The sequence below is a fragment of the Pseudomonas anguilliseptica genome (genome assembly GCF_900105355.1).
GTDB lineage: Bacteria > Pseudomonadota > Gammaproteobacteria > Pseudomonadales > Pseudomonadaceae > Aquipseudomonas > Aquipseudomonas anguilliseptica.
In genome coordinates, this window is record NZ_FNSC01000001.1 from 3,409,325 (window position 1) to 3,417,989 (window position 8,665).

The window sequence follows — 8,665 nt, forward strand, 5'->3', positions numbered from 1 at the left end:
GCTGGCCTCAGAACGTGGTGGGCTGGGCGATGGCGCGGACTGCCGCCATAAAGCCCTGCTGCAGGTGACTGCGAGCGATACCAACCCAACGCTGATCCAGGCCAGCTGAAGCCGAAAGCGAATCGAGTAGCGCTCCCACCTCAGCCGCCTTGGCCTTCACGGCGTTCATCTGATCGATCTCGGCCTGGCTCAGTTCGCGGTAGCCAGATATCTGGCGATGCTGGTTATCCATCGTCAGATACCTCGCACGATGCGAATCACATCGCCAGCCGCCGTGGCGGCGTCCCAGGCGATGCCGTTACTGATACCGGCAGCCTTGGTGATGGCCTTGCCGCTGGCATCGGACTGAACCTCGGCACCGGCCGAGATAGCCGCACCGGCTTCCACCAGGATCACGCCCAGGACGTTGGCCGGAGCGACGTTGCCAGCAGCGGTGTCGGCTTCGACCACAGCCAGCGCCTTGGCACCGTTGGCGCAGACGTTGCCGTCAAAGCCAACGAAGCGACGGCGGGTCAGCTCGACTGCGGCCACCACCGAGGTGATCAGGATTACTTGTTGCGACTTCATACTTTGGTCTCCTCAGAGGCTTTGGCACTCTTGCCCGACTTGGCCGGGGCGGCGCTCTCGATGGGCTCCAGGTAACGCGCCAGCCGTGGGCCGGGCTCAGCCACCAGCTCGATCTCGCTGCCTTCGGGGACGCGCTCGCCGTCGATGTCCAGGTCGATGCCTACAACGCGGTAGGCCTTGGTTTTATCGCTCATGGCTCACCTCAGGCGACGATGTCGGAGATCAGGTAACCGGCGTCAGCGCCAACCACCACGGGCTTGTACATGTCGGTGTGGCGCACATAGCGCACCTTGCCGCCGTTGGTGTCGTACTTGTCCGTTTCCGGCATGCCCTTCTTGCGCAGGGTGTAACCGAAGGACGGGGTCTCGTAGTCCGACTTCTCGCCCGCACCTTGCTGAGCCACATAGGCCAGCACCAGGTTGTCGCTCCAGATATCCGCCGTGGTGGTGTCGCCGGCCAGACCTTCGCCAACCACGATGTTCTGGATGCCGAACAGCGCGCGCAGGTGCTCCAGGGTGAGGAGCTTGGTTTCGTTGCTACCCAGTGCGGCCTGCAGCTTGGAGTGGAACTTCAAAGCCGCGTACACCGAGACACCCATCAGGATGGTGTTCGGGCGCACACCAATGCGCGAGCGCACCACTTCCTTGCCGGTCTCGACCACCGCCACAGGATCGCCGCCATTGGCGCTCCACTGGCTGGCACCAGCCAGGGCAACCTTGCCGCCACTGAGGTAGGTGTTGACGTTTTGTGCCAGCGCGGCGCAGGACACTTCACGGCGCAGGTCGATGGCTTCCTTGACGCGCTTAGCCGCGCGGGCCTCGGCGTCGAACATCGACTCGGCCTGTTCGCGGTAATCCACCGGATAGGACAGGTCATGCTCGCGCAGCACCACGTCCAGGGTGTTGGTGTCGTCGGGGGTCATCACATTGGACTGGGCACGAATAGCGCGCTCGGTGTCCCACAGGCGGAAGGCTTCCTTACCGAACAGCGGCACGATGCCCGCTTCCTTGTCCATATCAGCGAGCGGGAACAGTGCTTCGCCGACAAATTGCGCATTGCGATAGCCGCGCGCGATGTTGGTCAGTACCGGATCAACGATCCGTAGTTGCTTGAGACGGTCAGCCATGGCTGCTCAACTCCTTACAGGGTGATGAGTTGGCGCACGGCCGACTCGTAGGGGATGTTCTTGTCTGCAGCCAGCTGAGTGGCGCGGGCATGCAGGGCAAGGCGGTCGGGATCGGTGTTCTTCTCGGCGAACTCCAGGTCGGCGACCTGTGCGTCGCCACTGCGGCGAGCACCGCTGGCCTGCTCGGCGAAGTCGATCTGCTGCGGCAGGTCGCCGAAGATGGCCTTGAGGCCGGCAGACACTGGCTGACGGGCGTCGCCTTCGCCGAACTCCAGCGGGGTATCACCGTCCTCGGCGAAGTCCAGACAGGCGATCAGTGCGGCGGTGTGCTTAGGCAACAGCTTGCCAGCGGCCACCAGTTCCTCGGCGAACGCCACATTGGTGGCATGAGTGGATTCCTTGCGGGATTGGAGCTGTTGATCCTGGTGCAACTGCACCTGGTTCTTCAGCCGCAGGTTTTCAGCCTGGATGGCGGCAATTTCTTCGGGCGTCACAGTGGATTCCTCAGTGGTTGCGGTTGGGGTTGGTTCGGAAAAGGAAGGACGCGGCTCGTCTTCGCGGCGGGCGACTTCGTCCAGGGATTTGATTTGCCAGTCGGGGATGACCTGGTCGGCCACATCCAGACCTCGGTCGGAGATCAGCCAGTCGCGCAGGCGACGCCAAAGGCTGGCACCCACTTCGTGGCCGTAGTCGGAGAACTCGACAACACCTTCCTCGCCCTCGGCCAGCTCGATAGGACGCAGGCCTTTCACCGCTGGTGGCTGGGCACCGAGGAAGCCGACATGGCGCAAGTAGTACACGCCCGGCACCGGGTTGTTCGGCGCGCCGGGGTGATAGAAGGAGGCGGAGATCTTCTTGAAGCGGTTGCTGGCGATCTGCTCGGAGAACTCCGGGGCAACCTGGTGCGGCTCGGCGACCAAACCATCGGCGCTGCTGGCCAGTGACTTGACCCAGCCACCGGCCGGTGCGTCGTGCTTGGGATGACCAGGCACCAGCGGTGCTTCGTGCAATGCCGGGTCATAGGCACGCACTGTTGCGGCCAGGTCGGACTCGCTGAAGTTGAGGCTCACACCGCTCATGGCGACGTGCTTACCGGGCTTGAAGATATGGATTGGCTTCATGGGCTGCGCGCTTGGGTGGTAGTACATGCGCACAGCCTGCCGCCCGAGCCGGCTGCAGACTTTTAATCGGGTTTAAAGAGTTTTCGGGGAGATTCGCACCGTGCTGCTGGATTTGCACCCGAGAGGCAGGATAGGAACGGCGCGATATGGCTTTATAAAGCCTTTACAGCGATTTTCTGGGGTGCGGGGCGATGAACCGGAGCGCATATCCCCGCAAAACGCAGCAGAGGGCCTTACAGGCGGGCGGCTCTTTTCAGGTTATCCATGGCCAAATCGAGGATGGCTTCCTCGGCTTCTGGCTGCAGCTGGCCATCGGCATCCATGGGCAAGTACTCACGACCAGGAATGTCACCCCACAAGTGAGGGAAGTCGGACTTGCTACCGCCGAACTGCATCATGGCCGCGTAGGGATTGTTGCTGCCAACCAGTGCGGAGCTGTCGTCTGATTGAGTGGTGATGGATGCCGCCAGACCACCAGCGCTAACTTGCAGCATCTGACCCGGCCAGGTGCCGGACTTCGTCCGTCGCTCAGTCGTGGCATCCGACAGCGGCTGCCAGTCGGGCCGGCCTTGCTCCTCGAAGTTCTCCTCGGTCTGGCTGGCCAGCTCGGCAGCGATGCCACGCATCAGCCGAGACAGGTCACCTACGGCCCACTCGATAGTGCGCAGGGTTTCCTGCAGACGTTGATGCTCCAACTGGACGGTGAACATCTCAAACCTCCTGCAGGCCAGCAGCGGCCTGTTTGCGCTTCAGCGTTTCAGCCAGCCCGGTACCCGGTGCATGGTTAAAGCCTGGGTCGGTGCGGAACATCACCGACTTGCCTGCTGTATCGGTGGTGCGCACGCCGGTCACCTGGGCTGTGCGGATCTCGCCTGTGCGCTTGTCCACGCCGATCTCTACCGTTTCGGTCTGCATGCGCCCGGCACTGCTCTCCACTTGGAGGCCCTTACGCGTGAGCGCAGAGCCAGACAATGCAGTCACCCGGCAGCGACAGTTGAAGCCGTTGGGCGGGTAGATTGCCGACCACACCGGGTCATCATGGCGATACACCTTGCCATTCAGCGCGCGATGACTGGGCCGGGTACGACCGTCGAGGATGGCCACATAGCGCCAGTACGGGTGGGTGTCGGCGCTGTCTTCCATGCTTGCCTTGCGGCCGGCCATGTAGGCGCTCTGCAGGTTGGTCTGGTAGATGGTTTTCAGCCGGCGCGGGCTGCCCAGCTGCACCAGCTCGGCATTACCTGCACCGTCGACGATTACCTGCTTACCCCACCAGCCCTGGGCTTCCAGCACCGGTTGCAGCTGCTCGATGAACTGCTTGAGGGTTTGCCCATCCTGCAAGGCGGTTTCAAGTGCGTCGCGGATATCCGAGAGCAAATCCAGGCGCATCGCCTTGGCCACGGTGAAGGCCTGGTCGTGCGCCTGATCGAGCATCTCCTGCCAGTTCCAGGTAATGGCATAGCCCTTGGCGGCGAGGTAGGCGATGGCCTTCTCGGGCTCCAGGCCGAAGATGGCCTGCAGGTCGGCTGGGGTGGGTGCCTTGGCCATCAGTCCTCCCGATCCGCGTTGGCCGTCAACTGGCCCCAGGTGCCTGCGATGAACAGCAGGCGGGTCAGGGTCTGCTGCAAGGCCTGGTCATCCATCAACGGGTACGCCTCGGCCAACAAGCCCAGGACTTCGGTCTCCGAACGTCCGCGCAGCAGTGCTTCAATCACTGGTGCTATAGCCTGTTGGGCTTGCTCCTGGAGCAGCTCAGCCGGCAGGTTGTCGATTACCTGGTCGAGCGCAACCTGATCTAGGATCGGCCGCAGGGTCGGCTCGGCAAAAGCCGGATCAGCCTCAACTGCAGGCGCTTCAGCAATGTCCCCGTCTTCCAGGTTGTACATGCGCTTCCAGTAGGCCGGGGTGAACTTCACGCCTGCATCGGTGAGGTTCTTGTCGCGCTCGGCCAGGGTCTTGTCGATCTCCTCCTGTTCCCACAGCTCATACACCGGGGCCGCGACGTTTTCGCCGAAGTTGAGGTCGACCACCAGGCGAATGGCGGCATTGAGGGTGGCGGCGACGATGCTCTTGTCACCATCGCGGATGTCCTTGGCGACCTCCAGGCCCGCTGTGGCACTGGCTCTATTGCTGTTGGCCTCGGTGGTCTGGTTCTGGCCGAGCAGGCCCACGTTGATCTCGCTGCGGCAATAAACCAGCAACTCACGGAATACATCGGCACTGGCACTCTTGCCTGCCGCTTCGAGAATCTCAACGCTGGAGTCATCCGGGATCGCTGCCACGGCGTCCTGCACCATGGCCTCCAGGCTGTCCAGCAGCAGGTCGGTCTCGTGGGTGGCTGCGCCACGCGGGTGCTTGCCGATCACCCAGGGCGAGCCGTACTTCTCGGTGAACTGCACCCAGAACTTCAGGCCACCCTTCATGAACACCACAGGCCAGAAGCACATGGACAGATCGGCGAAGCCGTAAGGGTTGTTGTAGGTCGCATCCTGGCGCGCCACCACAAAACGTTGTGGGTCGCACAGCTCGCCCTGCAGGCCAGCATCACGGGCCCGGAAGCGCAGCTGGTTGTCCTGGTCGTAGAGGAACCACTCAGCCGGCTTGCCCAGCAGATCCTCGGGTACCAGGTGCAGGCCCAGCGGACGCCACATCAGCTCAATAGGCTGGAAGCCAAACAACGGCGCATCGAGCAGCTCGCGGATGATGCGGTCAAGATCGAGGTCGGCTAACCAGTCGCTGATGAAACGCTCGACCCGCACCGGGGCATTACCACGCTTGAGGTCGCGCTCCAGAGCAAGCACCGCAGACTTGCGGCGACGGATGTTGCCGCCCACCAAGGCCTGACTGCGCAAGTCGCGGTAGACGGTGATGTCTTTGCCTTGAGCCTTGAGAATCGGGTCGGGGTTGGGCAGGTACATGCCCAATGCTTGGGAGTCGAAGCTGCGACCCCGGCTGGCGATATGGTCGGTGAGTCCCTTACCTGAAGCGGGCTCACTGAAACGGACGAACTCGGTGGGGCTAACCCACAGACCTTTACTGCTCATGCGTACCCCTGGGTCATGTGCGCGCCCTGACGTGGGCGACGGGATTTGACGGTGACCGGGCCATTGGGGCCGTCGCTGGCGTTGAGAGCGAGGAAACACGCCCAGGTGCGGTCGGCGTGGCCGGCTGAGTCGGACTCGGCAATAAAGCGCGGGGCTCCGGTTGGGCCAGCGACTTTCTGTAATTTGTGCAGGTCGTTGCGCAGCTCGGTGTCGCCCAAGGGAATGCGGATCTGCATGTCCTGGAACACTTCCTTGCCACGGGTGGCCATGGTCAGTTTGCTGGCGGTACCGAAGATCACACCTTCGACACGCATGGAGCCATGGCGACGTTTGGCATCCTCTACTGGCTTCTCACCCATACCGGTCTGATCCATGCAGCAGCGCAACACGCGGTAACGGGTGAACACGTCATCCAGCAGTGCATCCTGCTCGTGAAACGGAGCCCGCTTGCGGGTGATGATCTCCCGCGTCCAGTACACGTCACCGATTTGCTCAAGCACCCAAATAACAAACAGGTCATTGCGCGCGCCGATATCGACGCCAATGAAGCACGGCCCACCGGTATAGAGATCAGGCCGTCCGGCCTGGTCATGCTCGACATCGTTGATCAGTTCGTAGCTCAACCAGGAGCTGGCTTCGTCCAGCCACTTCAGTTCGAATTCCTGGGCCCAGGCGTCCTCGTCGTTGAGCGCCGCGCGCATCTCCTCGACGTTGCGAGGTAGGCCATCCGCTACTGCACGGTGGATGTCGACTACATGCCGCGACCAGACATCGGCGAGCTTCTTGTCGGTCATCAGCTCGTAGAACTTGTTGCCCTTGCCGTTGGGCGTGCTGGTGATGCGTAGCTTCCAGCCGTTGGAAATCACAGGAAACAGCGCCGTCCAGATCTTGCGGCTGTCCTGGTGGAAGGCGAATTCGTCCAGGAACACGTTGGCACTGAAGCCACGAGCGGTGTCGGGATTGGCCGGCAACGCGGTGATCCTGGAACCACCCGGCAGCACAACATCGAGCATGGTGAAACGCTCACCGTTGCTGCCCTTGAACTCGCCCTCGATCTCCTGCACCGCCATGTTGTAGGCGCGGCAGTGCTTCTTCACGCCTTCCTCCATGGCCTCCTTGGCCTGGCGCTCGCCTCGGGACAGGATCACCCAGCGAGTGCGGCCACCGCGCGACTCGACGTCGAAGCAGTCATCGACGATCTCCAGGGTACTGGTGAACGTCTTGCCGGTCTGGCGGGCGAACATGGCGATTTTGAAGCGCTCACGATCAAGCAGCCATTGCTTCTGGTAGTTGAATAACTGGATAGCAGGCTGCTTGTCGCTCATAGCCCGTAGACCTCCTGACGGATGCGCTGCAAGGTCTCGGCGCTAAGCGTGCCGGCTTTGCCCATCTCATCGAGCTTCACGGCCTGCTCGGCCAGCAACGCCTTGCGGGCACGTTCCTCGGCTTCGTTCTGGTACTTCTTCAGGGTCACCGAGCTGCGCGTGAGGGTGGCGATGTTCTTCGCAGCAGTGGCCAGCAGGCCTACCCGTTCGGCCGGGTCCATCTCCTCGTCACCGGCTTCCTGCAGGGCCATGATCGACTCGAACAACTCGGACTGGATCATCGCCGTCAACGCTTCACTGCGAGCGTCTTCCTTGTCACCCGCCTGGGCGCGGATGATCTTTGCCGCTTCGGTACTGGCGCGGATAGCCGACAAGCGCCGCTCCAGCTTTTGGCCATAGCGATGCACGGCCGCCCGGCTGGGTAACTCGCCTTCCTCGGCCTGCTCAGGGAAGCGTGCGCGCAGATCGCTGATCAGCTCGTCCAAGGTCAACTGGCCCTCGGCCAGCTTGCCTTCGATATAGGACTTGATCGCTTCGGGTAGACGGATAATCGAAGACTTGCGGCCCATGGCGGTCACCAGTACTTCTGCGGCCGGGCGATGCCGGGAGCGCAGTCGATGGTGTATTCCGCCATGTCGGTACCGTAGCGAGTCAGGTCGGCGAACCACTTGCCGCTGGGCTGTTTTTCCAGACGCAACAGCCCCCGGTCGGCCAGGTAATCCAGCTCGCGGCGAATCTCCAGCGGAGTGGCGTCTGGATACTCGCTCTGCGCCACGAACAGAATCGGCCCCTCGAATGCCCCTACCGGGCGGGCATTGTTCAGGGTCAGGATGATCAGCCAGCGCAGGCTTTCGCGCCGGGTTTTGGCTAGGTCAAGTTGCATGGTTGCCTCCGTTCAGTAGTACGCGCATTTGGGCGTTCTCAATTTTCATGGTCAGGCCATCGAGCTTGGCTTCGATGATGCTTTGGCCACGGATGTAATCTTCTCGGCGCAGGTAGCGCTCAGGCAGCTCGGCGCGCAGTTCCATCAGGTCACGTTCAAGTTGGCGCACGGCATCGGCGTCTTCCTTGGACTGATTCAGCAAGGCAGAAAAGCGCGAATCCCAGTGCAGGGTGCTGAGCTTGCGGGCCTCTTCCATGGACGCGAAGCGGGTTTCCAGGCGCTGATCAATCTGTCCCAGGAGCATCTTTCCGGCAGCCCCCAGAAAGGCGAAGAAGCCCAGCAGCAAGCTGACGAGTTGCCAGAATTCAACGGATATATTCATCGCAGGCCTCGCTTGCTCAGCTGTTCCAGGGTGGACTTGCATTCGGTGCAGTGGTGGGTGCCAGGCTCGGCCTGACGGCGGCGCTCGTCGATGGCATCGCCACACTCTTCACAGCGCATCGCCGAGGGGCCGGAGCGCCGTTGCAAACCAGACTCGTGGGCACGCAGGGCGGCTTCGGTGAAGTCGTTGTCTTGCGCGAGGTCAGCTACATCCATGT

General features: G+C 62.2%; 13 protein-coding genes. All 13 read right to left on the reverse strand.

Translation table 11 applies throughout. The features are described 5' to 3' along the window. Nucleotides 1–7: 7 nt before the first annotated feature. Nucleotides 8–232, reverse strand: coding sequence for an Acb2/Tad1 domain-containing protein (locus BLW24_RS16625; protein ID WP_090384293.1), 225 nt, complete (start codon nucleotides 230–232; stop codon nucleotides 8–10). Nucleotides 233–234: 2 nt separating this feature from the next. Next, entirely contained in the window at nucleotides 235–567 is a 333-nt protein-coding gene (locus BLW24_RS16630) for a DUF2190 family protein (protein ID WP_090384300.1), read from the reverse strand. After that, the gene (locus tag BLW24_RS16635) at nucleotides 564–761 is read right to left on the reverse strand and encodes a hypothetical protein (protein ID WP_090384304.1); all 198 of its coding nucleotides are present in this window, start codon (nucleotides 759–761) and stop codon (nucleotides 564–566) included. Before BLW24_RS16635 ends, BLW24_RS16630 begins: the two co-directional genes overlap by 4 nt. A gap of 8 nt (nucleotides 762–769) precedes the next feature. Beyond that, nucleotides 770–1,693: a major capsid protein gene (locus tag BLW24_RS16640; protein WP_090384310.1), complete on the reverse strand. Its 924-nt coding sequence runs from the start codon at nucleotides 1,691–1,693 to the stop codon at nucleotides 770–772. Between the two features lie 14 nt (nucleotides 1,694–1,707). Next, nucleotides 1,708–2,841 (reverse strand): peptidase, encoded by a 1,134-nt coding sequence (locus tag BLW24_RS16645; protein WP_244161176.1) that lies wholly within the window; start codon nucleotides 2,839–2,841, stop codon nucleotides 1,708–1,710. Nucleotides 2,842–3,047: 206 nt separating this feature from the next. Next, nucleotides 3,048–3,524, reverse strand: coding sequence for a phage virion morphogenesis protein (locus tag BLW24_RS16650; protein ID WP_090382132.1), 477 nt, complete (start codon nucleotides 3,522–3,524; stop codon nucleotides 3,048–3,050). 1 nt (nucleotide 3,525) lies between these two features. Further along, a complete protein-coding gene (locus tag BLW24_RS16655) occupies nucleotides 3,526–4,362 on the reverse strand; it encodes a phage head morphogenesis protein (RefSeq protein WP_090384317.1) in 837 nt (278 codons plus the stop codon). After that, a complete protein-coding gene (locus BLW24_RS16660; RefSeq protein WP_090382128.1) occupies nucleotides 4,362–5,858 on the reverse strand; it encodes a phage portal protein family protein in 1,497 nt (498 codons plus the stop codon). Before BLW24_RS16660 ends, BLW24_RS16655 begins: the two co-directional genes overlap by 1 nt. Next, nucleotides 5,855–7,183, reverse strand: coding sequence for a terminase large subunit domain-containing protein (locus tag BLW24_RS16665; protein WP_090382120.1), 1,329 nt, complete (start codon nucleotides 7,181–7,183; stop codon nucleotides 5,855–5,857). The genes BLW24_RS16660 and BLW24_RS16665 overlap by 4 nt, the downstream gene beginning before the upstream one ends. Further along, nucleotides 7,180–7,752 (reverse strand): DUF3486 family protein, encoded by a 573-nt coding sequence (locus tag BLW24_RS16670; RefSeq protein ID WP_090387738.1) that lies wholly within the window; start codon nucleotides 7,750–7,752, stop codon nucleotides 7,180–7,182. The genes BLW24_RS16665 and BLW24_RS16670 overlap by 4 nt, the downstream gene beginning before the upstream one ends. Before the next feature lie 5 nt (nucleotides 7,753–7,757). Beyond that, nucleotides 7,758–8,066: a hypothetical protein gene (locus BLW24_RS16675; RefSeq protein ID WP_090382117.1), complete on the reverse strand. Its 309-nt coding sequence runs from the start codon at nucleotides 8,064–8,066 to the stop codon at nucleotides 7,758–7,760. Next, nucleotides 8,056–8,448, reverse strand: a complete 393-nt coding sequence (locus BLW24_RS16680) for a hypothetical protein (protein WP_090382112.1) — start codon at nucleotides 8,446–8,448, stop codon at nucleotides 8,056–8,058. Before BLW24_RS16680 ends, BLW24_RS16675 begins: the two co-directional genes overlap by 11 nt. Continuing rightward, nucleotides 8,445–8,663: a TraR/DksA C4-type zinc finger protein gene (locus BLW24_RS16685; protein ID WP_090382106.1), complete on the reverse strand. Its 219-nt coding sequence runs from the start codon at nucleotides 8,661–8,663 to the stop codon at nucleotides 8,445–8,447. Before BLW24_RS16685 ends, BLW24_RS16680 begins: the two co-directional genes overlap by 4 nt. Between the last annotated feature and the right edge of the window lie 2 nt (nucleotides 8,664–8,665).